Annotated in this window: 19 protein-coding genes, 1 CRISPR repeat array and 1 riboswitch; of the genes, 16 read left to right on the top strand and 3 right to left on the bottom strand. The window is 45.3% G+C overall.

Annotation, left to right across the window (positions count from 1 at the left end):
* Positions 1-6: 6 nt before the first annotated feature.
* From cas5c to cas2, 6 genes are read left to right on the top strand one after another with little or no spacing between them, the layout of a single operon-like run.
* A complete protein-coding gene (gene cas5c, locus BpJC4_RS06425) occupies positions 7-729 on the top strand; it encodes a type I-C CRISPR-associated protein Cas5c (protein ID WP_151697675.1) in 723 nt (240 codons plus the stop codon).
* Entirely contained in the window at positions 726-2,615 is a 1,890-nt protein-coding gene (gene cas8c / locus BpJC4_RS06420) for a type I-C CRISPR-associated protein Cas8c/Csd1 (protein WP_151697673.1), read from the top strand. The genes cas5c and cas8c overlap by 4 nt, the downstream gene beginning before the upstream one ends.
* Before the next feature lie 18 nt (positions 2,616-2,633).
* Complete coding sequence (gene cas7c / locus BpJC4_RS06415) at positions 2,634-3,494, top strand: type I-C CRISPR-associated protein Cas7/Csd2 (protein ID WP_151681893.1); 861 nt, start codon at positions 2,634-2,636, stop codon at positions 3,492-3,494.
* On the top strand, positions 3,484-4,140 hold the full coding sequence (gene cas4 / locus BpJC4_RS06410; RefSeq protein WP_151681894.1) for a CRISPR-associated protein Cas4: 657 nt from the start codon (positions 3,484-3,486) through the stop codon (positions 4,138-4,140). The genes cas7c and cas4 overlap by 11 nt, the downstream gene beginning before the upstream one ends.
* Positions 4,137-5,168 (top strand): type I-C CRISPR-associated endonuclease Cas1c, encoded by a 1,032-nt coding sequence (gene cas1c, locus BpJC4_RS06405; protein WP_151681895.1) that lies wholly within the window; start codon positions 4,137-4,139, stop codon positions 5,166-5,168. The genes cas4 and cas1c overlap by 4 nt, the downstream gene beginning before the upstream one ends.
* A gap of 11 nt (positions 5,169-5,179) precedes the next feature.
* On the top strand, positions 5,180-5,470 hold the full coding sequence (gene cas2 / locus BpJC4_RS06400; RefSeq protein WP_151681896.1) for a CRISPR-associated endonuclease Cas2: 291 nt from the start codon (positions 5,180-5,182) through the stop codon (positions 5,468-5,470).
* Between the two features lie 169 nt (positions 5,471-5,639).
* A CRISPR array of direct repeats spans positions 5,640-9,581; the repeat unit is 32 nt; unit sequence GTCGCTCCCTACTTGGGGGCGTGGATTGAAAT.
* 253 nt (positions 9,582-9,834) lie between these two features.
* Here the strand turns inward: cas2 and BpJC4_RS16900 are convergent.
* The 3 genes from BpJC4_RS16900 to ppc form a co-directional block, all read right to left on the bottom strand.
* A complete protein-coding gene (locus BpJC4_RS16900) occupies positions 9,835-10,059 on the bottom strand; it encodes a methyl-accepting chemotaxis protein (RefSeq protein WP_269467543.1) in 225 nt (74 codons plus the stop codon).
* 673 nt (positions 10,060-10,732) lie between these two features.
* Entirely contained in the window at positions 10,733-10,960 is a 228-nt protein-coding gene (locus BpJC4_RS06390) for a hypothetical protein (protein ID WP_151681970.1), read from the bottom strand.
* Between the two features lie 200 nt (positions 10,961-11,160).
* Positions 11,161-13,869 carry a phosphoenolpyruvate carboxylase gene (gene ppc / locus BpJC4_RS06385; RefSeq protein ID WP_172967528.1) on the bottom strand — a complete coding sequence of 903 codons (2,709 nt, stop codon included), beginning with the start codon at positions 13,867-13,869 and terminating at the stop codon, positions 11,161-11,163.
* A gap of 410 nt (positions 13,870-14,279) precedes the next feature.
* Between ppc and BpJC4_RS06380 the strand changes: the two genes are divergently transcribed.
* The 10 genes from BpJC4_RS06380 (at position 14,280) to BpJC4_RS17260 (ending at position 26,136) form a co-directional block, all read left to right on the top strand.
* Positions 14,280-15,458, top strand: a complete 1,179-nt coding sequence (locus tag BpJC4_RS06380) for an acyltransferase family protein (protein WP_151681888.1) — start codon at positions 14,280-14,282, stop codon at positions 15,456-15,458.
* Between the two features lie 20 nt (positions 15,459-15,478).
* A complete protein-coding gene (locus BpJC4_RS06375; protein WP_151697672.1) occupies positions 15,479-17,035 on the top strand; it encodes an AMP-binding protein in 1,557 nt (518 codons plus the stop codon).
* A gap of 136 nt (positions 17,036-17,171) precedes the next feature.
* Positions 17,172-18,128: a sulfonate ABC transporter substrate-binding protein gene (locus tag BpJC4_RS06370; protein ID WP_308689670.1), complete on the top strand. Its 957-nt coding sequence runs from the start codon at positions 17,172-17,174 to the stop codon at positions 18,126-18,128.
* 13 nt (positions 18,129-18,141) lie between these two features.
* Positions 18,142-18,912, top strand: a complete 771-nt coding sequence (gene ssuC, locus BpJC4_RS06365) for an aliphatic sulfonate ABC transporter permease SsuC (protein ID WP_151681889.1) — start codon at positions 18,142-18,144, stop codon at positions 18,910-18,912.
* Between the two features lie 18 nt (positions 18,913-18,930).
* A complete protein-coding gene (locus BpJC4_RS06360) occupies positions 18,931-19,695 on the top strand; it encodes an ABC transporter ATP-binding protein (protein ID WP_017554134.1) in 765 nt (254 codons plus the stop codon).
* 207 nt (positions 19,696-19,902) lie between these two features.
* Positions 19,903-22,392 carry a glycosyltransferase gene (locus BpJC4_RS06355; protein ID WP_151697670.1) on the top strand — a complete coding sequence of 830 codons (2,490 nt, stop codon included), beginning with the start codon at positions 19,903-19,905 and terminating at the stop codon, positions 22,390-22,392.
* Positions 22,393-22,905: 513 nt separating this feature from the next.
* Entirely contained in the window at positions 22,906-23,871 is a 966-nt protein-coding gene (locus BpJC4_RS06350) for a phosphoglycerate dehydrogenase (protein ID WP_026104844.1), read from the top strand.
* A gap of 154 nt (positions 23,872-24,025) precedes the next feature.
* Positions 24,026-24,592, top strand: coding sequence for a cadherin-like beta sandwich domain-containing protein (locus BpJC4_RS06345; protein WP_151681885.1), 567 nt, complete (start codon positions 24,026-24,028; stop codon positions 24,590-24,592).
* 45 nt (positions 24,593-24,637) lie between these two features.
* Entirely contained in the window at positions 24,638-25,729 is a 1,092-nt protein-coding gene (locus BpJC4_RS06340; protein ID WP_172967526.1) for a cadherin-like beta sandwich domain-containing protein, read from the top strand.
* A gap of 188 nt (positions 25,730-25,917) precedes the next feature.
* Positions 25,918-26,001, top strand: a riboswitch (cyclic di-GMP riboswitch).
* Positions 26,002-26,019: 18 nt separating this feature from the next.
* The gene (locus BpJC4_RS17260) at positions 26,020-26,136 is read left to right on the top strand and encodes a hypothetical protein (protein WP_017554129.1); all 117 of its coding nucleotides are present in this window, start codon (positions 26,020-26,022) and stop codon (positions 26,134-26,136) included.
* Positions 26,137-26,461: the final 325 nt, after the last annotated feature.

Genomic DNA, 26,461 nt, shown 5'->3' with positions numbered 1-26,461 from the left:
GGGAAAATGAGAAATTCCATTGAGTTTGAAGTGTATGGGAAATATGCGCTGTTCACCGATCCACTGACAAAAATGGGTGGGGAAAAGCTCAGCTATCAGGTACCTACATACCAGGCATTAAAGGGAATAGTCGAGTCTATTTACTGGAAACCCACATTGCTTATGATTGTCGATGACTTGCGTGTCATGAATCCGATTCGGATGGAGTCGAAAGGCGTCCGGCCGATCGAATACGGCGGGGGGAATACGCTGGCGAATTATACTTACTTAAGAGATGTTCGTTATCAGGTACGTGCACATTTCATCTTTAACCCCCACAGGCCGGATTTGGCGTTCGACCGCGACGAGAACAAGCATCATAATATTCTTAAGCGTTCCCTAAAAGCCGGCGGCAGGAGGGATATCTTTTTAGGTGCCCGTGAATGCCAGGCTTATGTGGAACCTTGCGTATTCGGAGAAGGTGGGGGCTATTACGATCATGTTGATGAAGTGTATTTAGGGACGATGGTACACGGCATCAATTATCCGGATGAAACTGGCAGTAAAGAAATGGAAGTCCGGTTATGGAACCCGGTCATGAAAAATGGTGTCATCCATTTCATTCGCCCTGACGAATGTAAGCTTGTGCGAAAAATTTCTGAAATGGACATGAAGATTTTTAATGAAAACAACGTTGAGCCTGCAGATAAACTTCTTGAACAATTAGAGAAGGAGGGGGGGAGCAGATGAGTTGGTTATTGAATTTATATGATACGTATCAAGCGAATGTGGATCAAGTGGGGAAAATTGAAAAGAAAAGAAACGGTCAGGAATTTACATTACTTCCAATCTCCCATACTACGCAAACCGCCCATATAGAAGTGGAAGTGACTGAAACTGGCGACTTCCACTCAGCCCGGGTGATTGATAAAAACGATGCCATTACATTAATTCCATGTACCGAAGAATCATCCAGCCGTTCGGGTACAAAAATAGCCCCTTACCCGTTGCATGATAAACTCAGTTATGTTGCTGGAGACTTTGTTGCATATGGGGGGAAAATCAAGAAGGAAGAGTCTTTTTCTTATTATATTTACCAACTGGGCGAATGGGCGAATTCGGAGTATGGAAACGCGAAATTAAAAAGTATTTATATTTATTTGAAAAAGAAACGGTTAATTCATGATCTTGTTGAAGCTGGAATTTTGTTTTTGGATGAAAAAGGGCTTTTAATTGAAAAGTGGGACAGCAAATACGGGAATAAGCCCCCTTTATATTCTACTGTTACTGGTAGTATAGACAGTGCTTTCGTAAGATTTACAGTTTATTCGCCGGAAAAAATTTTAACAAAAATTTGGAAAGACCCTGAGATGTACGATTCATTTATAAAATATTATAACCGCTATTTAAAAGATCAGGATCTTTGTTATGTCACGGGTGAATTATTGCCGATTACTGAAAGGCATGCCAATAAAATAAGGAATTCAGGGGATAAAGCAAAGCTGATTTCTGCCAATGATTCGAGCGGTTTTACGTATAGAGGAAGATTTACAGAAAGCAGGCAAGCAGCGAGCATTAGTTACGAAGCCTCGCAAAAAGCACACAATGCGCTAAAGTGGCTGATTAACAGGCAAGGTAAAATTATTGATAATAGAGTTTTTCTGGTCTGGGAAAACGGCGGGAATGAAGTGCCGTCATTTACAGAAGATTCGTATGATATAACCAGCCTGGATCCTTTTGCGCTTGGAGAAGAAAAGAAGGTTAGTTTTACAAATCAGGAATTTGCCAGAGAGTTTTCAAAAGCACTGGACGGTTATAAAAATAACCTTTTAACTGAATCCAATATTAATATTTTGGTTTTAGACTCGGCAACAACCGGCAGATTAGCCGTTCTTTATTATCGGAATTTAGACAAGGAAATCTATTTTGAAAATCTGGTTAAATGGCATACAACTTGCGTATGGTTTCATCGCTATCGAAAGAATGAAAACAATCAACCAATTTCATTTTTCGGTGCGCCTGCAACGAAAGACATTGCATTTGCTGCATACGGCCCAAATGCAAGCGACAAAATCGTAAAGGGTTTAATGGAAAGGATGCTCCCGTGCATTGTTGAAGGAAGGAAAATTCCAACTGATATCGTCAGAAGTGCATTTCACCGTGCTTCCAACCCGGTTGCAATGGAAAAATGGGATTGGGAAAAAACATTAAGTATTGCATGCGCTTTAATTAATAAAGAGGAGGGATATAATTTGGCACTAGATAAAGAAAATAATAATCGGGACTATTTATTTGGAAGATTGCTTGCGATTGCCGATGTACTGGAAAGAAATGCTCTTGATTCCAGTGAAAACCGTGCGACCAATGCCATCCGCTATATGAACGCTTTTGCACAGCATCCGGAACGTACCTGGAACACGATTCAGGCAAGTTTGCAGCCTTATCAAGTCAGGCTTGGAAAAAGAGGAATATATTATTCGAGATTAATCGATGAAGTGGCATCCAAACTTAAATTCGAGGATTTTAATGATAGGCCTTTATCTGGCAAGTATTTGCTGGGTTTTTACAGTCAGCGCTATGATTTGTATCAGAAAAAAGGAAACGATGCTTCTGAATCAGCTGAAGAACAAAATTAATTGAGGGGGAATATAAAAATGCCAACGTTAGATCATAAAATTGATTTTGCAGTCGTTTTGTCCATTACAAAAGCAAATCCAAATGGTGATCCGTTAAATGGGAATCGCCCGCGCCAAAACTATGATGGTTATGGAGAAATTTCCGATGTTGCTCTGAAACGCAAAATACGAAATCGTCTCCAGGATATGGGTGAAGCAATTTTTGTCCAATCTAATGATAGAAAAACAGATGCTTATAACAGTTTAAGAGAAAGAGCAGAAGCCAACCCGGAACTAAATAATATTTTAAAATCTAAAGATGGATCCAGTGAAGCTTTTGCCGCAATTGCATGTAAAGAATGGATCGATGTCCGCAGTTTTGGCCAGGTTTTTGCATTTAAAGGTTCAGGAAATAAGGGTGTATCTGTCGGAATAAGGGGACCTGTTTCGATCCATACTGCCACAAGTGTGTCACCGATCGATATTACGAGTATGCAAATCACAAAAAGCGTGAATTCGGAACCTGGTAAAGACAGGGGATCCGACACGATGGGGATGAAACACCGCGTAGACTTTGGCGTGTATGTATTTTACGGCAGTATTAACACCCAGTTAGCGGAAAAAACAGGCTTTACAAGTGAAGATGCAGAAAAAATTAAACAAGCATTAGTAACCTTATTTGAAAACGACGCTTCTTCGGCACGTCCGGAGGGAAGCATGGAAGTCCACAAAGTTTACTGGTGGGAACATAATTCAAAGCTCGGCCAGTATTCATCCGCAAAAGTGCATCGATTGTTAGAAGTCACACCGATTGCCGATAATCCTAAGTCTATCAATGATTACTCGATTACTTTAAACGAATTAGAAGGTTTAAAGGTTGAAGTAATCGATGGAATTTGAAGAAGACAATTACCTTATGTTGTCGGGCATCCAGCATTTTCAGTTTTGTAAACGGCAGTGGGCGCTCATTCACATTGAACAATCCTGGGAGGAAAATGTTAGGACAGTTGAGGGGCAAAATATCCATCGTAAAACGGATAGCCCCTTTATCCGGGAAAAACGCGGGGATAAACTGATTGTCCGTGCCATGTCGATTAAGTCAAATGAATTAAAATTCACTGGAATATGTGATGTCGTCGAGTTTGTAAAAAATGATAATGGTGTAGAAATCTTTGGAAATGAAGGCAAGTACATTCCTTATCCGGTGGAATATAAGCGCGGCAAACCAAAAAAGAACGATTCCGATATTTTGCAACTGGCTGCACAGGCGATGTGCCTGGAAGAAATGCTGGTATGCGAAATCGACAAAGGCTATATATTTTACAATGAAATCAAGCATCGGATTAAGGTGCCGATTTCCGAGAAAGAAAAAAATAAGGTGAGAAAAATAGCAGCTGAAATGCAGGATTATTATCAGCGCCGACATACACCAAAAGTAAAAACAGGCTCTTTCTGCAATCAATGTTCCCTTCAAAATTTATGTTTGCCGAATATCATGCGCAAACGATCTGTAAAAAGTTATATAGAAGGGAAGATATTTGAATGAAAAAACTTTTGAATACATTATTTATTACGCAGCCAGATGTTTATCTGTCTTTGGACGGTGATAATATTGTACTTTCGAAAGATAAGGAACAATTGGGGAGGCTACCCTTGCATAATCTTGAAGCAGTCGCTGCTTTTGGTTATACTGGTGCAAGCCCTGCTTTGATGGGCTACTGTGCGGAAAGGAATATTTCCTTAATATTTTTTACGATGAATGGACGCTTTTTGGCAAGAGTAATCGGCAAAAGCAGAGGTAATGTTGTTTTAAGAAAAAAACAATATCGGCTGTCTGATGATGAAAAAGCTTCTGTTCGAATTGCCCGTAATTTTATAGTCGGAAAAGTATATAACCACAAGTGGATGCTCGAAAGAATGACGAGGGATTATCCTTTGCGTATTGATGTAGCCCAATTTAAAGAAGTATCTCAATACCTATCATCAATAATTAAACAAGTTAGAGTGTGTGAGAGTTTAGAAGAGTTAAGGGGATTGGAAGGCCAAGCGGCAATCAATTACAATAAATTATTTAATCAGATGATTTTGCAGCAAAAAGAAGATTTTTTCTTTCATTCCCGTTCACGACGGCCTCCACTGGATAATGTGAATGCCATGTTGTCTTTTGCTTATACTTTGCTTGCGAATGATGTGGCATCTGCTCTGGAAGGTGTCGGTCTTGATGCGTACGTGGGATTTATGCACCGTGACCGGCCGGGACGGATATCCCTGGCTTTAGATTTAATGGAAGAATTGAGAGGAGTGTATGCGGATCGTTTTGTTCTTTCCATGATTAATATGAAGGTGCTCAACAAAGATGATTTTATAAAAAAAGAAAATGGGACAGTTATTATGACAAACGAAGCACGGACAAAATTTCTGAAAGCCTGGCAAAATAAAAAACAGGAAAAGATTACTCATCCATTTCTAGGAGAGAAGATTTCATGGGGATTGGTACCCCATGCGCAAGCGCTATTGTTGGCACGCTATTTAAGAGGGGATTTGGACGAGTATCCGCCTTTTCTGTGGAAGTAGGTGAAATTGTATTGCTTGTTGTGATCACTTATGATGTTAGTACTTTGACGGGTGCAGGACAAAAAAGATTAAGAAAAGTAGCGAAGATTTGCCAAAATTATGGGCAACGTGTGCAAAATTCAGTGTTTGAATGTTTTGTGGACGCAACGCAATTTGCTTCTTTAAAGATCGAACTAGCAAATATCATTGATCCTAAAGAAGATAGTCTAAGGTTTTATCAGCTGGGTAACAACTACAAAAATAAAGTATCCCACGTTGGTGCAAAACCATCTTTGGATTTAGAGGGCCCCTTGATATTCTAGTGCGAAGGTATAGCGCACATTTATTACCGAGCAGCTTCGCACCAATTTATTAACCAATAATTTCAAGATTATGGTTAAATCAGGATAACGTTCTTTGCTTTTGCAAAGGGAATAGTGAATTTTAACTGATTTAAAGCAATAATTTTGGTTATTTTGTCTAAAATTCGCCGTCGCTCCCTACTTGGGGGCGTGGATTGAAATCGTTTAGAATAATATTAGCCATTTTCAATACTTCGTCGCTCCCTACTTGGGGGCGTGGATTGAAATAAATTAGTGCTCGCAGCCCTGACCAGCTACAAGTTGTCGCTCCCTACTTGGGGGCGTGGATTGAAATCATCTAAAATTTGATTTCCAACACCGCCGCCAAACGTCGCTCCCTACTTGGGGGCGTGGATTGAAATGCCTTTAAAAGCGATGTGTTTTTTCTGCGATACGTCGCTCCCTACTTGGGGGCGTGGATTGAAATTGCATCACTAATACGATTTGTCAAACTGTTAGTTGTCGCTCCCTACTTGGGGGCGTGGATTGAAATATGATTTTCGATTCTTTCATCCATGGTCAATCCATGTCGCTCCCTACTTGGGGGCGTGGATTGAAATCCGCCCAGCAATAGCCTTTTTCATTACAAAGCGCTGTCGCTCCCTACTTGGGGGCGTGGATTGAAATCGCTGTATCTTTCAGCAGTGTATTCGACAGCGTGGGTCGCTCCCTACTTGGGGGCGTGGATTGAAATCATGTGCTTAAATTTCTTGTGTTCATGGCCATTTTCGTGTCGCTCCCTACTTGGGGGCGTGGATTGAAATTTTTTCTTTGGCTGTTTTGTACGTCACACCATCCGTCGCTCCCTACTTGGGGGCGTGGATTGAAATCAATTCGCTTAAAGATAGCTCATACAGCTGCCGAGTCGCTCCCTACTTGGGGGCGTGGATTGAAATCTACCCTTGTTTTTAATACTTCATCAACCTCCGTAAGTCGCTCCCTACTTGGGGGCGTGGATTGAAATTTTCATAAAGCTTCCTAGGAGTGCCTTTTCAGCGTCGCTCCCTACTTGGGGGCGTGGATTGAAATCAGCATGATAAAATAGTCGGCTTCTAGTTTAGAATGTCGCTCCCTACTTGGGGGCGTGGATTGAAATAATCCAAGCATTCCTTAATTGTTCAATGTTCATGTCGCTCCCTACTTGGGGGCGTGGATTGAAATATACATGCCTATTTTTTGCGTAAAATACCCCCCAGTCGCTCCCTACTTGGGGGCGTGGATTGAAATATTTCTATTTGCTTCCAATTCTTCCCGGATGTATGTCGCTCCCTACTTGGGGGCGTGGATTGAAATATGAAATCGCCATCAATGACAAAGCATTCTAAAGTCGCTCCCTACTTGGGGGCGTGGATTGAAATAATCGGGTTTACTTTTGTTTTGGTTGGCATTTTTGTCGCTCCCTACTTGGGGGCGTGGATTGAAATTTCTTGCGCACCGGCCGGATCCAGAAAAATGTGGCGTCGCTCCCTACTTGGGGGCGTGGATTGAAATATTTAATTTATTATTTAACTTAACTAAAGTATATCGTCGCTCCCTACTTGGGGGCGTGGATTGAAATAATACGTCCGTTTGGGTATTTTTCCCAAAACTTTGTCGCTCCCTACTTGGGGGCGTGGATTGAAATTGCTTTTAAATCCACACCAAACACCGTTAATCAAGTCGCTCCCTACTTGGGGGCGTGGATTGAAATATTTTGTTTTGCAGTTTGTTCACCTTTTCCTGCGTCGCTCCCTACTTGGGGGCGTGGATTGAAATATATTCCGGTAACTCCCTCATGTCGCGTGTTTCCGTGTCGCTCCCTACTTGGGGGCGTGGATTGAAATACTACTTTACCGGAACGCATGATCCCATTTCCGGTCGCTCCCTACTTGGGGGCGTGGATTGAAATGAGGTGTCTATATATTAACTTGATTTTGATTAAACGTCGCTCCCTACTTGGGGGCGTGGATTGAAATCAGATTCGTAAGCAGTCCCGACGATATTATACATCGTCGCTCCCTACTTGGGGGCGTGGATTGAAATATCGAATAGCAATAGAAAAATTCGTTAGTCATTCGGTCGCTCCCTACTTGGGGGCGTGGATTGAAATAGCGCAGGAAACACTGCACAATATTGGCTTGATCGTCGCTCCCTACTTGGGGGCGTGGATTGAAATAATACGTCCGTTTGGGTATTTTTCCCAAAACTTTGTCGCTCCCTACTTGGGGGCGTGGATTGAAATTTGAGCAGTATTTGCTGTTTGTTGCGCATTACCAGTCGCTCCCTACTTGGGGGCGTGGATTGAAATAAAAAATGGTTGCATTTTATAACCGCGTGATGCAGTCGCTCCCTACTTGGGGGCGTGGATTGAAATATTAGTCATAGTTGGATGATTAGAAGCTATAACCGTCGCTCCCTACTTGGGGGCGTGGATTGAAATAACAAGAAGCTAGATATATTTGCAGGGAAGAAATTGTCGCTCCCTACTTGGGGGCGTGGATTGAAATTTCTCATGTAATTAAAAAGATCCCGTAATGGCATGTCGCTCCCTACTTGGGGGCGTGGATTGAAATACCTTTAGCCTCTTTAACTTTTATTTGATCACCGTCGCTCCCTACTTGGGGGCGTGGATTGAAATATACATGCCTATTTTTTGCGTAAAATACCCCCCAGTCGCTCCCTACTTGGGGGCGTGGATTGAAATATTTCTATTTGCTTCCAATTCTTCCCGGATGTATGTCGCTCCCTACTTGGGGGCGTGGATTGAAATATGTTGGACAAAATGCACGCTTACCTTTTCCTGTGTCGCTCCCTACTTGGGGGCGTGGATTGAAATAGTCTTGTATACTCTTTTTAGTAATGCCTCATCAGTCGCTCCCTACTTGGGGGCGTGGATTGAAATAAGATTTAAAGTACCATCTGACAAGACAATTCCTGTCGCTCCCTACTTGGGGGCGTGGATTGAAATTCCACTAATAACACTTTCCGCAATCATTTCCCAGTCGCTCCCTACTTGGGGGCGTGGATTGAAATTACTATTGATAAGCGTTCCTTATGATCATTAACCGTCGCTCCCTACTTGGGGGCGTGGATTGAAATTTACCATGTCGCAAATATCGACCAGGAACTTGTCGTCGCTCCCTACTTGGGGGCGTGGATTGAAATTAATTTCGGATTTTATGCGGACGGTGTTCGTTATAGTCGCTCCCTACTTGGGGGCGTGGATTGAAATACAAGGAAATAACGGACATCATGAACGTTGTTTCGGTCGCTCCCTACTTGGGGGCGTGGATTGAAATTCCTTTTAATGCTTTTAGTTTTTTGACAAGCAAAGTCGCTCCCTACTTGGGGGCGTGGATTGAAATATTTAGTTTCATCCCATCCACCGCCCGTTTGCATGTCGCTCCCTACTTGGGGGCGTGGATTGAAATCGGAGTATGTCCGATTATATACAGCCATGCTCAGTCGCTCCCTACTTGGGGGCGTGGATTGAAATTTCTTTGTTAATGTCGCCGGATGCTTCGCATTTGGTCGCTCCCTACTTGGGGGCGTGGATTGAAATAGGTACAACCGCCGTCGCTGCCGTCCGTACTAATCGTCGCTCCCTACTTGGGGGCGTGGATTGAAATCGGTCCGCGAGGTTGTATATCGAAAACGTAAATAGTCGCTCCCTACTTGGGGGCGTGGATTGAAATCGGCCGTTACGCGTCCCTTTGTATCTACCGTAACGTCGCTCCCTACTTGGGGGCGTGGATTGAAATCGATAATGCCCGTCATCAGAGATTTAGCGAACGCGTCGCTCCCTACTTGGGGGCGTGGATTGAAATAAATTAACTGAAAAAGGGGAAAGGTGGTGCCGGAGTCGCTCCCTACTTGGGGGCGTGGATTGAAATTGTTTCCGTACCAAAAGAGCCCGTTTGGACTTGTGTCGCTCCCTACTTGGGGGCGTGGATTGAAATACCAAGCGCCTGAACTGTATTTTCCGGTAAGAAGTGTCGCTCCCTACTTGGGGGCGTGGATTGAAATGTCGAAAAATGCTGCCATGCTGGCGACAAGCTGCTGTCGCTCCCTACTTGGGGGCGTGGATTGAAATATATGCCGGCAGTAGTATCTTTTCCGGATGCTTAGTTGCTCCCTGCTTAAGTTCGTGGATCATATGAATGTGAGAGAAAAGGGATAAGAAATTACTAATAGTTGTATCAGTATCTTTCCTTAGCACAAAAAGAATGGATACCCCTTCATATCACCGCGGCCGATTGATTTTGGTCATGTAGCACAGTTTTGCTGTTCTTTTCAACTGAACCTATAATCTTTTTAAAAGATTCGCTTGTAGCTTCAGTTGTCGGCTAAAGGATACAGCAACCGATGCTTGCTTTAGGGAATTCCTCCACCTGGACATTATATTGGTTGGAATCGGAAAGCATGGTTTGGACTTTATCGGCCATCGTTTGGACAGATAATTTTCTGATTTCCTGCGAGACGATTGCGTAACCTCTATCATGCTTTCCTGCACGGGCTACTTCAATGGCAGAATTTAAAGAAACCAAAATTTGTTTATTCGGCAATATCATTTACGGACAGGATCATATCCTTCTTTTCTCAGGAGGACTTGCCCTGTTTTTGGATAATATCCAACTTTTCTTTTGTCGTCCATGCAGCGATTGTTTCCGCATTCCAATCGACTGATTTAGCTTTTTCTACCCAATTTTGGTATTGGCAGCTGTCATACTTGTCCGCTGGGCTGCTTTCTATTGCGCTTTCATCCACTTACTTGCTGGATATTGAAACTTAAAGGACTCTACAAACGCCTCTGTATTTTGTACGAATGCAGCCAAACCTTCGATGACTTGTATCATTTTTTCTTTTAAATCATTTTGCCCGAAGCAAACAGTCTTGAAATTGCAGAAGATTTTCAATGATTCACCTAACGAAACGCGACAATTGAAACATTCATCTTCCTCGCCTTTTCCATCAAGCCTTGGGTAGGAGTGCGGGGCTTTTTTTGAAATGAATCCACTTCATGTAAATTCCCCCAATTGATGGCCGGTTGCGTTGCCAGCCCAGGTTCTTCCAAGCGCCCTCATACAGAAAAATTATCATTGCTTCCATAAAAGAAAAGTATGGATTTTGTAGTTTATGTCGATTGCGGTTTTGCTTAACAATCTTGAATAAACAGAGAAAATTTATGAAGCAATATCCATCGTTTTTTGCCTGTAACAATAAAAAAACCTAAGGCAAAGCAGGTCATTTCTCGACCCACTCCTCCTTAGGCCTGTCCAGTTCCATTTTCTGTAATTCTAATTTCATTTTCTCTGCTTCTAACAAAAAGTTCTCGTTTTTCAGTTTCTCCAGTTCCAGTTCTTTTTCCAACACTTGCAACTTTATCTTTTGCCTGTCTTTAAAAAAATTTGTAATTACTGCGATAATGGGCACAGAAAATATAAGTACAACGGTAACCATGCCTGTCGACATAAGCGCGCCCCCAGTCCTGCTATTTGTCCCTATTATACAATAATTACTGAAGTTTTTAACACTTTTAAATTATAATCCTTTGTCCGATGCGGCAGCCAAGCAGAAACATTAAAAAAAGCAGTGTGGCCTGCCATTGGCAAAACCGCACTGCTTTTCTGCGTTAAGCCGGATCTCCGGATCAGGAACTTGAGAACTCTCCATCACCCCGTATTCCTCAACCCTGCGGCGATGCCGTTGATCGTAAGCAGGACTTCCGTCAGCAAGTCTTCCGCTTTCTCGTCGTTGTTTTCGCGTTCGCGCAAGTGCGAGATGAGATAGACCTGGAACAAGTTCAAAGGGTCAACGTATGGATTGCGCAGGCGGACAGATTCTTTGATGTTCGGCGTGTAATCGAGCAGCTCTTTCTGGCCTGCGACTTTTAACACCATTTCCTTCGTCAGTTCGTATTCTTCTTTAATCAGGCCGAATATGCGGTTTGCGACGGCCGGGTCTTTCACGAGCCTCGTGTATTCTTCAGCTGTCAAGAGCTCGGCTTTAATCAGGGCCATCTGCAGGTTATTGATCGTTGCTTTAAAAAACGGCCATGATTCGTACATTTGCTGGAGCAGGCGCAAATTGCCGGTTTCTTCCACATATTTGCTCAAACCCGTGCCGGCCGCGTACCACGCAGGGAGGAGCTGGCGGCTTTGCGTCCATGCGAACACCCACGGAATCGCGCGCAAGTCTTCAAAGCGTGCGCTCCCTTTCCGGCTCATCGGCCGTGAGCCGATATTCAGTTTGCCGAGTTCGTTCAAAGGCGTTGCTTCTTTGAAATATGCCAGGAAATCCGGGTCGTTGAAAACGAGTGCCTGGTATTTTTCAAGGGCGTATTCCGAAATTTTATCCATAGCCCGGACAGCTTCCTCGTTCGGCGCTTTTCCTTTTTTCTCGTTCAGTTTTTGTTTTGCAATCGCGACCATCATCGTGGATGTTGCCTGCTCAAGGCTGCGGTAGGCAATGTCACGCAGCAAATACCGCGATGACAGCACTTCACCCTGTTCGGTGATTTTGACGCCGTCGCCGAGCGTGACCGGAGGCTGCGACAAGAGGCTCGAATACAGCGGGCCGCCGCCGCGCCCGAGAGAACCGCCGCGCCCGTGGAAAAATTTCAGCTTGATGCCGTATTTGGCGCCCATTTCGTGGATTTCTTTCTGGGCCTTATACAGCTGCCAGTTCGCGGTGAGCGTACCGCCGTCTTTGCTGCCGTCGGAATAGCCGAGCATGACTTCCTGCAGGTTGTTGCGCACCTTTAAATGGTTCCGGTAAACCGGGAGCCGGAACAAAGTCTCGAGCATTTTCGGGCCGTTCCGCAAGTCTTCAATCGTTTCAAGAAGCGGGGCGATATGGATTTCGCTTAAAATTTCCCCGTTCGGGTACACGCGGTACAGGCCGGCTTCTTTTGCCAGCACAAGCACTTCGAGCACATCGCTGACCGAGTGCGCCATGCTGATCAAATAAACTTGTATGGAGCGCTCGCCGAACGTTTGGTGGGCGCGTTTGATCATCCGGAATGTATTGATGACTTCCTGTGTTTCCGGTGTAAACGTGTCATAAATGGAAATCATCGGCCGCGGATCGTTTAATGCTTTCAAAAGCACCTGTACTTTTTCCTCTTCTGGCAGATTTTTGTAGTCTGCGGCAATGTTAACATTATAAAGTACCTCGGCAAGCGCCGCTTCATGCTCACCGCTGTGGTTGCGGATATCAAGCGAAGCGAGGTGGAAGCCGAACAGCTCGACCTGCCGGATGACTTTACGGAGCAATTTAATCGGATGGCCGTCAGGATGGTGCTGGCTGATGCTGTTCCGGATCATGTACAGATCGGCCAGAAGTTCCTCTGCGGTTTGGTATCCGCCTTTGTGATGTTCTATGCATTCAAGTTTATGCAGCATGATCGTCAGTTTTCTGCGGTAAATTTCATCTTTTGTCGGCCAGGTATCACTAACCCGCATCCCTTTTTCTTCGTTCTCCACAGATGCGAGCAGGGCAGGGCTGGCGTTGACTTTTTTGGACGAATGGCTGAGCAGCTCCCTGAGCATGCGGAGCGATTTTTTATACTTGTTCAAGACAAGTTCGCGCTGCATCTCGAGCGTTTTCCAAGTGACATCTGCGGTGACGTTCGGGTTGCCGTCGCGGTCGCCGCCGATCCATGACCCGAAATGGAGATAGGGAGGGACTTTGAAACGCTGCCCATACGTTTCATACAGGTAATCTTCCAAATCTTCATGGATTCGCGGCAGGACGTCAAACAGGACGTTGTCAAAATAATAGAGGCCGTTTTCCACTTCATTCGAAACAGTCGGTTTCTTTTCTCGGATTTCGGCACTCTGCCAAAGAATGGTGATTTCATTAAAAATCGTTTCTTCAATAACTTTTTTCTCATAACGCGTGCTTGCAAATTCAAGCGCCTTTAAAAGGTCCGCAATGCGTTTATGGATTTTCAGAATCGTCCGCCTTGCTGCTTCCGTCGGATGTGCCGTAATAATCAGTTCAAGCGATAAAGTATCCAACATCTCTGCGACCATATCGGCAGGCACATGTTCTTTCTGCAGCGTTTCGATGCCGTCTTCCAGAGAACCCGGCTGAACCTGGTACGTATCTTCCGACTGGTATTCCCTCCGGCGCTTAATTCTGAAATTTTGTTCGGCGATGTTGAATAATTGCAGATAGGTGGAGAAAGCGCGGATCACTTCCTGCCGTTGCGGCGGTTTAAGGGTAGTAATTTCATTTTTTAATTGAAGGTAAATGGACTGGTCTCCTGTTTCCCTCGCTTTTTGCGCAAGGGAGCGAATGTTGGTAATAATGTTGAGCAGGTCTTCGCCGCCTTCAAATAAAATGACTTTGTCCAACAAGCCGGCGAGAAAATCCATGTCCTCCTGCAATGCCAGCCGGCTTGTTTTCTTTTCGTCAATTTGATGCAAAGATGATCGCTCCTTTCTGGTTGGTAAGAAAAATGCACAAAGAAAAGGTTATTACTATTATACTTGTAAACTTTAAAAAGTCTAATACTTTATAAAATTAAAAAACAGTTACATAATTATATTCCCGCTATTTTGAAGTTGAAACCTTATGCTTACAGTTTTTTATAGATAACAAAAGCATAAAATACGAATATTAAAAAGTCAATAACATATATTGTTCGGATTTGAAAACCTCCTATTTGAACTTTCTCAATAAAGATTTAAAGAATCAATTGGTTCATTAATAATAAATTAAGAAAACGTTGCTAAAGTAGAAGAAAAGTCAGCCGGCAATAAAAGAAAAGGGGGAATGTTTTTCTTTGAAAAAAATCCATTTATATGAGATCGACTTTATGCGCGGCTTCATTATGCTCTGTGTACTGTCTGTCCACACGATGTCCATTTACGACAGCCGGTTGGAAGACTGGACAGTGGAATTTCTTGCGATGTCCGCCGTGCATTCTTCCATGCATGTCATGCGAATGGCATTTATGTTTATTACCGGGCTGGTGCTGTTTATAACGTATTACCGGCGCGATTTCCAAACTGTGGCTTTTTGGAAAAAACGCCTGTTTTTCACGATGATTCCTTATGTATTTTGGAATATTGCCTATATTCTTTTTAGAAGTGCCGCTTCTTCGATAAATCTGCACGGGTCTTTTTTCAACTTTGTAAAAACTTTAATGGTTTCCCTGATCCACGGAGATCAGTTTTACATTTATTATGTGTTGGTGACGCTGCAGCTGTACATGATCTTTCCGCTGATGCTGCACGGTTTGCGCAAATTCGAAAAATACCACATGCAGATTTTTCTCTGGAGCGCGTATCTCCAGCTTGCAATGACAGCGTTTTTCAAGTTTGGAATACCTCATCTGGACACTTCCCATTGGCCTTATCTTTTCGCGAATTATGGCGTATTTGTGCTGACGTACCAATGCTATTTTATTGCCGGGGGAATTGCTGCCTGCCATTACGATAAAATTGTCAAATTTATTGAAGAACATGCTCGTTTTTTAACAAGCATATTCTGTGCCAGTTTGGTCATGATGTGGATCCATTACTACCTGAACCGCTTTATTTTGCATGAAAGCGACCATAAAGCCCAGTCTGTGCACCAGCCGGTCTATCTCCCATGGGCCCTCCTTGTGGTGGCGCTCGTACTGTATCTTGGGAGGTTGTGGGCAAAACGGCGCACAGAGAGGAAGTGGAAGCTATTCAGCTGCTTTGTGATGACAGCTTCTCAAACCTCGTTCGGCATGTATTTGGTGCAGCCGTTTTCTTTATATGTGATGGGCAAATACATGATGCCTCATTTGGCTGGAAACAAATGGCTGTTTTACGGGTCCCTGCCGTTTGGCATTTTATTTGTTTATTTTTCTTCCATGCTGATTGCGTACATTTTCTATAAAACTCCGATTTTGTCCTACTGCATCGGCAGGAAATCGAAATTTCCGGTCCGCGCCAAAACGGTACAGGTGCCGGACAAGCAACAAATTTAATGATTTTAGGAGCTGGTATGATGTCTTATTTAATAGAAAGACTGGACGATTTGTTAACTGGCCCGGATAAACCATTGATCAAAGATGCCGGGCGCTGGTATTCGACACATGAATTACAGGGGGATATTGCAAAAATACAAAGCGATCTCGCAGCGGCGGGCGTACAGCCCGGCGACCGGATCTTGCTCAGCCTTCCGAATTCCTATACTTTTGCGGCCGCCTATATGGCGGTGATCGGCTACGGGGCAACAGTCTGCCCGGTAAATCCGGAAATGCCGGCGTATGAGCTGCGGGCGTTTGTCAACCGCTGCCGGCCGGTTTACGGTATTGCGCGCGGTGTTCATGCGGATGAACTTTTAAACGGCGAAAGTTCTCTTAAAAATCTTTTTGTAGCGGATGAAAAAATGCAGAATTTTCATTGGTTTGTAAGAAGCGAAGGCACATGGGAGGAGAGAAAAAACCAGGGTGCTGCAATCGTTCGGAAGAGCAGGGAACCCGCTGGAGATCAAATTGCCATTCTGCTCTATACATCAGGAACAACCGGCAGCCCGAAAGCGGTCGGGCTTACCCATGACCAAGTGTTTGCGGCGGCCCAAAACATTATTGCCTCCCACCGGCTGACTTCGGATGATATTACGTATTGCTTCCTGCCGCTTTTCCATATTAATGCGGAAGTGGTAGCTGTCCTGTCGACGCTGCTTTCGGGCGGAAAAATCGTGTTAGAGTCGAAATTCAGCGCCTCGAAGTTTTGGAAAACGGTTTGTGAAGAAAAAATTACATGGATATCAGCCGTGCCTGCGGTGATTTCCATTATTTTAAATATCGAAAAACCCAAAGAAATTCCGGATCATCTGCGGTTTGTGCGCTCAGCATCCGCGCAGCTGCCGATTTTGCATGCGCGGCGTTTTGAGCAGGAATTCGGCATTCCAATCATTGAGTCGTACGGGATGACGGAAGCGGCCAGTCAAATTTGTGTAAATCCGCTTCCGCCGGAAAAACGGGTACTTGGTTCGGTAGGCATCCCGGTTGGGGTGGAACTCGCCATTTCCGATGAATCCGGGCAGCATCTTCCGCCGAAAACGGTCGGAGAAATTGTGATCCGCGGCAAAAATATCATTACGGAATATGTGAAGGCCGAAAACCAGGACGATTTCCGGGACGGCTGGTTCCATACCGGCGATGTCGGTTATGTGAATGAAGAAGGATACGTCTTCATCGTAGGGCGAAAAAAAGAGCTGATTAACCGCGGTGGTGAAAAGATCAGCCCGTATGAGGTTGAAGAGGTGATCCGTGGGCTGCCTGGCGTGCACCAGGTGGCGGTCATCGGTGTGCCTGACCCGAAATACGGCGAGCAGGTAGCCGCCTGCATTGTGCCGGAAAACGACGACCCGGCTTCATTAAAAGCGTTGGAAGAAGCGGTGATGGAGCATTGCCGCCGGTCTTTATCGAGCTATAAATGCCCGTCAAAAATCAAATTTGCAGAAGAACTGCCAGTCGGCCCAACCGGAAAAATCCAGCGCATCCGTCTGAAACAGGAAATGGGGCTGCAGAAAATCGCCGGGCAGTCCGGACGCTAAACCATTACGAAAAAATCACGAGAAATATCGTTCCCAAGGGACTCACAAGTTCCGGGGGAATTATACGGCCTTGTGAAAAACATGCATGCCATATTGGGCAATTTTGCTTAACTTTAAAAAGGAAGAAGGGAAAAAAGTGAAAAGAAAGAGACCGCTTGTTTTACTGCTGGCATTTTTGCTTGTTGCTGTTTCCGCCCTGGCCGGCTGCGGTTCGGATTCGAGCAGCTCCTCAAACAGGAAAACGATCCGCATCGGCTACCAAAAGGGCGACCCGCTACATATTACAAAATCACTCGGTGAATTGGACAAGCGCCTGAAGGAAATGGGCTATAAAGTCGAATGGAAACAATTCCAGGACGGTTCCGCTCTCATTGAGGCACTGAACGCGGGCAGCATTGACTATGGACGTACCGGGGATATTCCGCCGATTACCGCACAGGCTTCCGGTTCCAAAATTGTCTATGTCGGGGCCGGTCATTCGAAAGCAAAAGGGAGCGGTATTCTTGTCCCTAAAAATTCTTCAATCAAGTCCATCTCGGATTTAAAAGGGAAGAAGGTCGCTTTTTCGAAAGGGTCCAGTTCCCATTACCTCGTTGTAAAAGCTCTGCAAAAGGCGGGCTTGTCATTGAAAGATATAACCCCGGTTTATTTAGATCCTTCAGAAGCGCGGATCGCGTTTGAAAAAGGCAATGTCGATGCATGGGCGGTTTGGGATCCTTACACTGCTTCCGCACAGGTGAATGCGGGTGCAAAAATGCTTGTAAGCGGCGAAGGATTGACGACCGACCGGGATTTCATTATTGCATCAAAAAGCTACGCCGAATCGCATAAAAAAGTGACGGATGCGGTTTTGGAGGAAACGGAAAAAGCAATGGAATGGGCAAACAACCACCACAGCGAACTGGTTAATAAACTTGCCGGAGAACTGAAAATGGATAAGAAGACAGTACAAACAGCGGTTGAACGGCGCGTATACGGCTTCAGCAAAATTTCGGATACCATCTTGAAAGAACAGCAATCGATCGCTGATTTATTTTACGAATTAAAAGTCGTTCCGAAGAAAGTAAATGTCCAGGATGCGGTTTTGAAATAGGGAGGTGCAGATGATGCAGAAAGAAAAGAAATGGGCGGCGCGTGCGATCCCGTGGGCAATACCGGTTCTGCTTGTGGCCGTGTGGCAGGTGTTGTGCACGGCCGGCGCCATTCCGGTGAATATCCTGCCTTCGCCCGTTTCGGTTGTGAAAGCTGGGATCGGGCTTGCGGCATCCGGCGAACTGGCGCAAAACATCGGTATCAGCCTTTACCGGGCGCTGATGGGTTTTCTCATCGGGGGGTCCATAGGGTTTGCGCTTGGCATTTTAAACGGGATATTTAAAATATCCGATCTTCTGATTGATTCTTCCATACAAATGCTACGCAACATCCCCCATCTTGCCTTGATTCCGCTTGTCATTTTATGGTTCGGGATCGATGAAACATCAAAAATTTTCCTCGTTGCGCTCGGGGTTTTATTTCCGGTTTATATCAATACGTACCATGGTATTAAGTCAGTTGACAAAGGGTTGATTGAAATGGGAAAAGCCTATGGGTTGAACGGGATGTCGCTGTTTTTTCAAGTTATCTTTCCGGGTGCGTTATCTTCTATTTTGGTCGGAATTCGCTATGCGCTCGGCGTGATGTGGACGACGCTCATTGTAGCGGAAACGATCGCCTCGAATTCCGGTATCGGCTATATGTCCATGAATGCCCGTGAGTTTATGCAGATGGATGTCATCGTGCTCAGCATTGTGATTTACGCCATTCTCGGAAAAGTATCGGACATGGTTGCGAAATTTTTTGAAAATAAATGGCTGCGCTGGAGAAAACAGACGGCTTAAGCGGAAGGGAGTGGAAACGTGAAAGAAGAACAATTTGTGTTAAAAGCGGAACATGTCGGGAAAGCTTACGGGGATCTCCATGTGTTAAAAGACATCAATTTGCAAATTGCAAAAGGGGAATTTGTGGCGGTTGTCGGAAAAAGCGGGTGCGGGAAAAGCACGCTACTCCGCCTGATCGCCGGGCTCGAACAGCCGACGGAAGGCACCATTACCCAAAACGGGGAAAAGGTGGCAGGCACAAACGGCCGGGCTCGCATGATGTTCCAGGACGGGCGGCTTCTGCCATGGAAAAAGGTGATAGACAACATCGACCTCGGCTTAACAGGCGGCTTTAAGGATAAAGCAATGGAAGCTTTGCGGAGCGTCGGGCTGGAAGATAAGGCGAAGCATTATCCGCAGTTCCTTTCCGGCGGGCAGAAGCAGCGGGTGGCGCTTGCCCGTGCATTGATCCACGAGCCAGAGCTGCTTTTGCTGGATGAACCGCTCGGCGCGCTGGATGCATTAACGAGGATGGAAATGCAGAACTTGATTGAGGAGGTTTGGATCAAAAACCAATTTACCGCAATTCTGGTGACACATGATGTAGAGGAAGCGGTTCGCCTCGCTGACCGTGTGATCCTGCTTGCGGATGGCGAAGTCAAAATGGATAAGGCGATCAGCCTTCCGCGTCCGCGCATCCGTACGCAGCCGGCTTTTGCAGCTTACACGGAAGGAATTCTCGGGGAAATTTTAAATCCCGGTTTTCAGCAATACGACAGACGAAAAGCAATCGGAAAATTTTAATACGGTAAGGTAGGGCTAATCCTAAAAGCCCATTTGAAACAAGAAAACCCGTATAGGGAACGTTATGATTCCCAACGGGTTTTCTTTGTTTGTTGATCTGCGGAACAGCCTTTTTTAAAAACCGCTTTTTCACCCGCACGGTGATATAAACCGGCGTGTAATTGGGCAACCTATAGGCATGATCTATGTGCGAAGGGGTTGTTTGGGATGAAAAAGAAAATTTTTAAAAAAGGCGCTAAATTTTTGGTGCAACCCATCGGCCGTTACCTGCTGAAAGAGAACCACCGCCTTGCCTGCCAGTATGCCGGTTATTACGAACGGCTCGGCATCAACAAGCGGGTCATTTTTTACGAATGCCGGGATGGCGCCGGGATAACGGATAATCCGTATGCCATTTTTAAATATCTGCTTGATCATCCGGATTATCAGGATTTCATACATATTTGGTCATTCAGCGATTTCGCCGCGGCCGGACCGGTGATTGCAAAATACCGCAACCGCCCGAATGTGAAATTTGTCAGGCGGAATTCGAAAAGCTACTTAAAGGCGCTCGCCTCATCCGGGTATTTGATTAACAATGCGACGTTCCAATCGTTTTTTTCCCCGAAACCGGGCCAGATTTATATCAATACTTGGCATGGGACGCCGCTGAAACGCATGGGGTTTGACATTCCGGGAAATCCTGCGCATTCGCAAAATGTCGTGCGCAATTTTTTGAGCGCGGATTATTTGCTGAGCCCGAATCCGCATACGACAAAAATGTATACGGACAGTTACAAATTAAAAGGGCTTTACGGGGGCAGGATTCTTGAAACAGGTTACCCGCGCATCGATTTGACAATCCGGACCGAAGCTAGGAAAGTCAGGGAGGAATTGGGAAGTCTCGGTTTAAAGCTTGATCCTGAGAAAAAAACGGTTCTTTATGCCCCGACATGGAAAGGGGAAGATGTATCACATGTGGAAAATGATGCCGAAAAGATTATGGAAGATTTTTTTGTGCTCGTGCGGAAAGCAGGCGATGCATACAATTTCCTGCTGAAAGTCCACCCGTATCTTTACGGGGAATCGGCAAAACTACCGGCCCTCCGGAACAGGCTTGTACCCGATTCGTTTGATACAAATGAACTGCTTGCAGGCGTCGATGTGCTGGTGACCGATTACTCCAGCATTTTCTTTGATTTTCTTGTGACAAACAGGCCGATATTGTTTTATGTGCCGGATGCAGAGCGCTATAAAGAAGAACGTGGTTGTTATTTTAAATTTGAGGAACTGCCGGGCCCCGTATTTTCCCATGTGAGGGATGTTGTAAAGACGCTCCCGCAGATTGGGGATTTACAGGAACAGTACAGGGAACGGTATGAAGCAGCTAAGCAGGCGTTTGTGTTGTATGAGGACGGGAATGCAACGGAGCGGATTATCCGTTTTATTTTTCATGGCGAAACCGGCGATGTAAAGGTATTGGATCATTTAAATACGGGAAAAGAAAAAATCCTGATTTATCCGGGTGGATTAAAAGATAACGGGATCACTTCCTCTTTTATCAATTTAATGAATAATCTTGACCACAGCCGTTATGACGTCAGCTGTTTCAGCGGCTATCCGCGTTCACAGGAAGTGCTGAAAAACATCGCGAAGATCCATCCTGCTGTCCGCCTGTTGTTTAAGCCCGGGCTTCCGCTGTACACGCTTCCCGAAGTGTACCGGGATAAATGGATCCACCATTTTGGAAAGCGCGGCCGGCTTGAGCAAAAGCTTTATCCGCACCGGGCGTACAAACGCGAACACCGGCGTTTATTCGGGCGCACGGCATTTGATTATGTCATCGATTTCAGCGGCTATAGCCTGTATTGGGCGAAACATCTTCTTCCGGCAGAAGCAAAAAAGAAAATTTGTTTTATGCACAATGACCTGCTTTCCGAAAGCCGTAAAACTATAAACGGGAAGATGCCGCACTATATTAATTTGAGGGGGCTGTTTACGGTCTATAACGATTTTGACAAGCTTGTAAGTGTTTCAAAAGGGACAATGGAGCTGAACCGTGAACGTTTATCGAAATATGCCCCGATGGAAAAATTTTACTATGTGATGAATTCGATTCAACCGGAGCGCATCTTTAAGATGGAGGAGAAGCGCCCGCAGTATCAAATGGAAATGGGGGGAGAAATCACGTTTATTCCCGAGAAAGACCGTTACCATTTCGTCAATATGGGCAGGCTGTCACCTGAGAAAGGGCAGGACAGGCTGATCCGGGCTTTTGCCAATGTCTATGCGAAACATCCGGTAAGCCGTTTGCTCATCCTCGGCCAGGGCCCGCTGAAAGAGGAGCTCCAGTCGTTAATCGACAGTCTGGGCATTGGGGATGCTGCTTTCCTTTTGGGGCAGATCGAACATCCTTTTCCGCTTTTGCGCCGATGCGATTGTTTTGTCCTGTCTTCGCATTACGAAGGGCAGCCGATGGTTCTGCTTGAAGCGATGACGCTCGGCATGAAAATCATTGCGACAGATATCGTCGCCAACCGGACCGTGCTCGAGGGCGGCAAGTACGGCCTCCTTGTTGAAAACAGTATAAACGGGCTCGAAAAAGGGATGCTTGCGGTGCTGGAACGCGGCGGAGAACTGGCTTCAGAGCCGTTTGATTACAGGCGGTACAACAAATTGGCGATGGAAACTTTTTATAATTGCCTGCGGGAAGGGTAAAAAATCCGCAGATAAAAAGGGGCCGGCCCCAAAAGTCAGGGAAACGGCACCCCCTTTTTTAGTTGCAATACGATTTCACTGGATTTAATGGGACTCTTGCGGGGAAAGAGGCCGGGCGGGAGCCGGGACCCTTATGCGAAACAAAGACCGCCCGTTCCCCCTGAAATTGCAAAATCAGCGGAAATTGCGGAAAAATCGGCGGACTACCCAGGAAAATCGGCGGGGACCTTAAAAATATCAGCGGAAAAGTGTGAAAAATCAGCGAACAGGAGAAAAAGCAGGGAGAAGAGGCACTGCTGTATGCAAATTTCCTGCATTAAAAGAGCCCCTATTGAGAAGAATGTCCTTCTCAGTATTTTTTTCATTAAAATGGCTTTTACGATTGTGAGAAGTCTTTCCGCCTTGCGATTTTGCGGAAGATTTTCTAACAAGAATAATGATAAAAGCGGGAAAACGTTGGATAATGGTTACAAATGGAAGTATATAAGCGGCCAACAAAGGAGGTTTAACGCGGTGAAAGTATTGTTTTCGATCGGGCGTCCTTTTTACGAGGCATATCCGCAAATCGTGGAAAATCTCGAAAACCTCGGTGTGGAAGTTTCCTGCCTGATTAAGGACTATGCAGCCGATCAGCGGGAATTGATGGCTTACTTAAAAGATGCTGATATTTACATCAACGGCATTGACCGCGTGGATAAAGAAGTGATTGATGCGGCTCCGTCTCTGAAATACATTCTCAAATATGGTACGGGGGTGGATAATATTGACCTCGATTATGCAGCGGAAAAAGGCATCTTTGTTACAAACGCCCCCGGACAGAATGCATCCTCCGTTGCGGAGCTTGCGGTCGGGCTGATGCTGTCCGTTTCAAGGCAAATTCCAAAATCCGACCGGGCGGTAAAAGCAGGTGGATGGGGGATTGCAATCGGCAATGAACTCGGTGGCAAAAGGCTCGGCATTATCGGCTTCGGTAGCATCGGGCAAAAAATCGCGCAATTGGCATCCGGCTTCGGAATGGAAATCGTGGCAAGCGGAACATATATGAATGTGCAGGCGGCCCGGAAATGGGATGTTTCGTTTGTTGAACTGGAAGAGCTGCTGGAAACCTCCGATTATGTCACGGTCTGCACGGCGCTAAAAAGCTCCACTTACCGCATGCTTGACCGGAAAAGGCTTGCTCTAATGAAACGTTCGGCTTTTTTAATCAATATTGCGAGGGGGGATATCATTGACGAAGGCGCCCTGTATGAAGTGTTGAAGGCCGGCAGCATAAAAGGCGCCGCACTAGATGTTTTTTCAAAAGAACCAACCGATTCAAAACTGGCCGGCCTCCCGAATGTGGTCGCCACCCCGCATATCGGAGGGGCAACGGCGGAATGTGTACGGAGGATCGGCAAAATCACCGAAAAAAATATCGGCAGATTCTTAAGTGGTTTGCCTGTTTCCCACCTTGTCAATACGCCGCAAACAATACAGTAGTGAAACAGCGTCCGGAAGCGAGCGCTTTTTTTCGGAAGGTTCCAACAGGAATATTTTAATAAGCACCCGTACCTTTTCCGAAATTTAAGCAAGATTTAAGCAAAAAGCGCTATACTAGGGCTAGTAATGGAAAAAGGATGCGGGTGGAACGAACATGAAAGTGGAAAAAGGCGTGAAAACAGCACTCATTGTATCAATGGTGGGGCTTGGGACGGTTTCGCAGCTGCCTTATACAGCATTAGCCGCAGGCACTTCGGGTCCTTCAACTGCCGTGCAGGAGGATCAAAGCATCTCTTCAACAGCCGGGCAAAGTGGTATGGCTGCAATCCAAACACCACAAATGGGAACATCGTTAACAAGCCAAACGTCGGACTCAGGGACATCGCCAACAAACTCAACGTCGCAAACGGGCTTGCCTGAAACGGAACAGGCAGCTAAACTCTCGGAAATGACGATCAACGGTGCAACACTTTCCCAAAAATTTTCTCCGGACACGACGATATATGAAGCGACTGTTGCAAACAGCGTGGCCAAAATCGGCCTTATATTAAAAAGCAATGTTGAAAATGCGGTGATCAAAGTCAACGGAGAAAAGGTCTCAAACGGGGTGGAAACGGGTTTGGATCTTAAAACCGGAAAAAATACTTTCACGATAGAGGTTTCGGATTCATCCGGGATAGCAACTCCGACTGTATATTCACTGGCAATCACCCGGGAATAGAGCGCCGATAACCGCTTGTCCGGCATTCTATTATCTGCGGGGCGTTTGTCGCCGGCATTTCAATCATCTAAAACTTCATATAACGTGACGGTTCCAAACAGTACATCGGTTCTCAAAATTACGCCGAAAGTGAAAGACAGCACAGCTTCTGTCAAAGTAAACGGCATTATGTATAAATCGAAAGCTGTTTCAGTCAAGCTGCCGGTCGAAAAAACAACGATTTCGATCATAGTAACGGCAGAAAACGGCGAAGCCAAAACGTATACATTACATGTGACGAGAAAGGATGATGAAAAACCGCTGAACCAAGGTAAGCAGACGGGCGGAACGAAAGCCGAATTGCCTGGCAGCACCTCTAAACAGCCGGGCACAAAAAACACAGGCGCGTCAAAACAAGCGGGGGCAGGTAGTGAAGGCATAGTGAAGCAAGGCGCGTTGGCCGGGAAAACAGCAAGCGGCATGTCGGAGGCCTGGAATCAAACATCAGGCGGAAACAGCATGGCTTCACAAGCCTTAAACAAGACTGCAGCCGGCACCGCCTTCAAAATGGCGGCAGCTTTTTCGGGGAAAAACAGTTCCTTATCCGCCGGCACAACGGCGCTGAAAACTTCGGCGGCTGTTTCGGTGAAAAATATGGGCACAAAAGGCAGCACTGCGGCAGTAAGCAAAGCGACGCTCTCATCGCTTACAGTTTCCAAAGGGACGTGGAATAAAGATTTCAGCAAAAATGAGTATACGTACCATATTAAGCTTGCCACCAGCTTAGAATCCGTTACCATTACGGCAACGCCAACATATTCAGGATCAACAGTATCCATTCGAGACAGTTCGGCCGGCAAAATTTCAATTGGGAAAAACGAAGCGGAAAAAGTCGTATCGGTTGTTGTGACTAATGGAAGCGAACGGAAGACGTACGTGTTGGTATTTAAGAAAAAAGTAACAGGCACTTCTACAACTGTATCCGATACGGGCAGTACATCCGCAAGGCAGGCAGATGATGCGTCTTCCTCCGGCACGGCGCAAACCCGAACAGCAGCTACTGCCGCGTTCCAAACACAGCAGCAGCAACCTTCTTGGTGGTCGAAATTCGTCAGTTCGATTGAATCATTTTTTAAATCGTTATTTTCTTTTAATTAAGCGGGCACCCCACTTTTTTTATTCGACTTTCCCAAAAGGATACGGGCAGGCCCCCGGGTGAAACAGGTTTCGCTGCCGTGAAATATGTCAAAAACAGTCCTTTTTTCCTGAGTTTTGCTTTGTTTAGGTATTATGATTGAAAACGGTCGCAATATCGCTTATTGTAAGAATACAAGTAATATGAACAAAAAATGAAAGAGCAAATTACTGAAAGGTAAAGGTGCAAAGCCACAGGTCTAAGGCATGATTGCTATGACGGCAGGGTTGCCACAAACAAGGAGGCAAAATCTATGAACCAGCTGGAAGAAGCCGACCGGGAGTGGTACCAATTAATTTTAGCAAAGAGAATTGGCTTCAGCATCGAAGAAGTCCGTCTTTTTATCAACCGCAGTTTTTTCCTTTCGTAAGATGCTTTTGCCCATCAGAAATTGCGTTATCATGAAGCCTAGTCGATTAAAATCCACAGCATTCATCCTCCTGCCGGGGGATTTTTTCTTGTTAAAATTTAACATTTTCATTTGGCTTATTTTTTACATATAGACACCAAAAAATGCGTAATAGAAATATCATTTTAAATAAACAGATTAGCGAAAAATGTAAACGGATGATTTGAAAAAAACGTCATAATCATTCAAAATCACGCAAAAAAGTGGGGAAACTTTCATTTTTTTGCCATAAATTTTGTGAATCTAATCACAAAAAAGGTGGTATACTTAGTTTTGTGGCATGAAG

Origin of the sequence: Weizmannia acidilactici, from assembly GCF_008974185.1 — a bacterium.
Taxonomy (GTDB): Bacteria; Bacillota; Bacilli; order Bacillales; family Bacillaceae_C; genus Weizmannia; species Weizmannia acidilactici.
This window is presented reverse-complemented; position numbering and strand designations above follow the sequence as displayed.

What these genes read in the sequence shown, in the direction of transcription:
- cas7c (WP_151681893.1), top strand. Translation starts at nt 2,634, where the DNA reads ATGCCAACGTTAGATCATAAAATTGATTTTGCAGTCGTTTTGTCCATT.
- BpJC4_RS17260 (WP_017554129.1), top strand. Translation starts at nt 26,020, where the DNA reads ATGAACCAGCTGGAAGAAGCCGACCGGGAGTGGTACCAATTAATTTTA.
- ssuC (WP_151681889.1), top strand. Translation starts at nt 18,142, where the DNA reads ATGCAGAAAGAAAAGAAATGGGCGGCGCGTGCGATCCCGTGGGCAATA.
- BpJC4_RS06375 (WP_151697672.1), top strand. Translation starts at nt 15,479, where the DNA reads ATGTCTTATTTAATAGAAAGACTGGACGATTTGTTAACTGGCCCGGAT.
- BpJC4_RS06355 (WP_151697670.1), top strand. Translation starts at nt 19,903, where the DNA reads ATGAAAAAGAAAATTTTTAAAAAAGGCGCTAAATTTTTGGTGCAACCC.
- cas4 (WP_151681894.1), top strand. Translation starts at nt 3,484, where the DNA reads ATGGAATTTGAAGAAGACAATTACCTTATGTTGTCGGGCATCCAGCAT.
- ppc (WP_172967528.1), bottom strand. Translation starts at nt 13,869, where the DNA reads ATGGATTTTCTCGCCGGCTTGTTGGACAAAGTCATTTTATTTGAAGGC.
- BpJC4_RS06345 (WP_151681885.1), top strand. Translation starts at nt 24,026, where the DNA reads ATGAAAGTGGAAAAAGGCGTGAAAACAGCACTCATTGTATCAATGGTG.
- cas5c (WP_151697675.1), top strand. Translation starts at nt 7, where the DNA reads ATGAGAAATTCCATTGAGTTTGAAGTGTATGGGAAATATGCGCTGTTC.
- BpJC4_RS06390 (WP_151681970.1), bottom strand. Translation starts at nt 10,960, where the DNA reads ATGTCGACAGGCATGGTTACCGTTGTACTTATATTTTCTGTGCCCATT.
- BpJC4_RS16900 (WP_269467543.1), bottom strand. Translation starts at nt 10,059, where the DNA reads ATGATATTGCCGAATAAACAAATTTTGGTTTCTTTAAATTCTGCCATT.
- cas8c (WP_151697673.1), top strand. Translation starts at nt 726, where the DNA reads ATGAGTTGGTTATTGAATTTATATGATACGTATCAAGCGAATGTGGAT.
- cas1c (WP_151681895.1), top strand. Translation starts at nt 4,137, where the DNA reads ATGAAAAAACTTTTGAATACATTATTTATTACGCAGCCAGATGTTTAT.